The organism is Sulfuricurvum sp., from assembly GCF_049305995.1.
GTDB lineage: Bacteria > Campylobacterota > Campylobacteria > Campylobacterales > Sulfurimonadaceae > Sulfuricurvum.
Map to the genome: position 1 here is coordinate 1 of NZ_JBAQPS010000122.1, position 2,059 is coordinate 2,059.

Annotated in this window: 3 protein-coding genes and 1 pseudogene; all 4 read right to left on the reverse strand. The window is 38.1% G+C overall.

Annotated elements, in window-relative coordinates:
- Window positions 1-478 (reverse strand): annotated as a pseudogene (locus WA010_RS03985) (bifunctional phosphoribosylaminoimidazolecarboxamide formyltransferase/IMP cyclohydrolase PurH); the annotation flags it as partial.
- 89 nt (window positions 479-567) lie between these two features.
- A complete protein-coding gene (locus WA010_RS03990) occupies window positions 568-951 on the reverse strand; it encodes a HEPN domain-containing protein (RefSeq protein ID WP_422555866.1) in 384 nt (127 codons plus the stop codon).
- Window positions 944-1,249, reverse strand: coding sequence for a nucleotidyltransferase domain-containing protein (locus WA010_RS03995; RefSeq protein WP_422555867.1), 306 nt, complete (start codon window positions 1,247-1,249; stop codon window positions 944-946). The genes WA010_RS03990 and WA010_RS03995 overlap by 8 nt, the downstream gene beginning before the upstream one ends.
- Before the next feature lie 116 nt (window positions 1,250-1,365).
- The coding region (locus tag WA010_RS04000) for a TnsA endonuclease N-terminal domain-containing protein (RefSeq protein WP_422555868.1) at window positions 1,366-2,059 on the reverse strand (694 nt) is incomplete at its 5' end.

Here is a 2,059-nt window from a genome sequence, read left to right on the forward strand (position 1 = left end):
TCTCGCCGTTAGCGATGGCATTGAGAACCAACGAATAATCCGACGGATCAGTAAGGATGATAACACTGTCGAAATTTTTCGCCGCAGAGCGCACCATCGCAGGACCGCCGATGTCGATGTTTTCGATGATCTCTTCGAAATCGTCGGTTTTCTCAATCGTCGCTTTGAACGGATAGAGGTTGACACATACCAAATCGATCGCTTCAACACCGAGTTCGACCGCTTGGTCGAGGTGTGATTGTTTGTCACGTCGGTGCAAGATACCGCCGTGGATGTACGGGTTTAGGGTTTTAACACGCCCCTCAAAACACTCAGGGAATTTGGTCACCTCATCGATTTCGATGGCACTTACACCCGCATCTTTGAGCATTTTGTACGTTCCGCCCGTAGAGATGATCTGATACTCCAAACCGATAAGAGATTTGGCAAATTCAACGATGTTGCTTTTATCGCTGACACTGAGCAATGCACGCTTCATGCAGTTCCTTTGATTGGGTCGTATGCCCATAAATTAATGGTGGAATTGTAGCAAATGGTGGTTTAGGGGAAGGTAAAGATGTTATTTTATTAAGAGCATAAATTACTAATCGTCGTGTAAAGCTCTTGCGTTTTCAAGATATACAACTTGGTTTGCTCTCTTGAGGGAGAAAAAATAATCGGCATTGGATAACGTGATGAAATGTAAAACCCATTTAACCTTGTCATCGTTTCAACATATTCATCAAAACTCAAGACAGTATCAACTTGCGCTAACAGTTCAACCAAATCATGCACTTTGGTAATTTTCTGATTCTTAAACGCCAAAACTGCTTTTAAACATTTTTCACATCCTTGTTGCAGTGAAAACCCTATTTTATCGGTATAAAAATCATTTTTATCTAACAGCTCTGCTTCTTCTATGTCTTTAAGTGCGCAAGACAACCACTCTTTTGCTGCCGATGTGTTACCCATACATCACCTTAGCTGTGTAATACAAATCGTTAAATGCAGAATCATTGGTTTTGAGCTTATCCAACAATGAGCTAGGAGTTACATAAATAATATCCAAAGGGAGACGAATATTTTGACGATACAACTCACGACGCACCTGTACGTCCTCATTATCAAAATGATCCGTTATTACTAAAAAATCCAAATCACTCTCACTGTTCATAGTACCGTTTGCGCCGCTACCGAATAAAAGAAGCTTTTGAGGTTGTGCTATACGGATAATCGTGTCACTGATCTGTGCTATATCTTTATCACTCATTGACACTCCTCTCATCCTCTATTGTTTAAAAATTATAGCACAAATGGGTATTAGACATCTTATTCATATTTGCTGCCATGAATAAAATGGTGGTTTAGAGGAAGGTAAAGTCCTAATTAATCAAACAAGTTACCGCTTAAACTACTCTCATTCATTTTCGCACTGTTCGCAATATCCTCTATATCCGCACCACTTTTTTTAAGGCTATAAAATTGTGTTTCACCCAACAGCAAATAAGCCCAATTTTTGCCATCTCGTAAATCCTCATCAAGTGAATTTATTCGTCTTACAAAATCAAGCGTTGCTCTTTGTTTTTGTTTGACATTCGCATCTTTTAAATCTTTGTCCGATTTTGTCTCGACGAGATAGATGCTTTTTTCAGTTTCAACCATAAAATCAGGATAATAACTCGCCATTAGCCCATCATCACGAAAATAGGTGATTGTTGCAAAGTCGTGTTTGAACTCTAAAATTTTTATAAACTTTAACACCTTGCTATCACGATCTAAGAACTCTAAAAATGCTTTTTCAAATCCCCCTTTATTCGACGGATACGCAGTTTTTTCATAAATGGTTTTTTCTAAATTAAGTGCATAATTTGCTCGCATATTTAAACTGCTAACTTGCGAAAAATAGATTTTATTGACAACGGCTTTTATGGTAGTCGTAGAGTTTTGCATATTATAAATCAGTCTATGAATACCGTTTGTAATATGCGGTGTGATATTGGCATTTTTGAGCATCAACACCCGCCAATTTTCATTTTCAAACGGATTAAAACTTTGGGAAAAAAGTCGAGTTCTAATATAG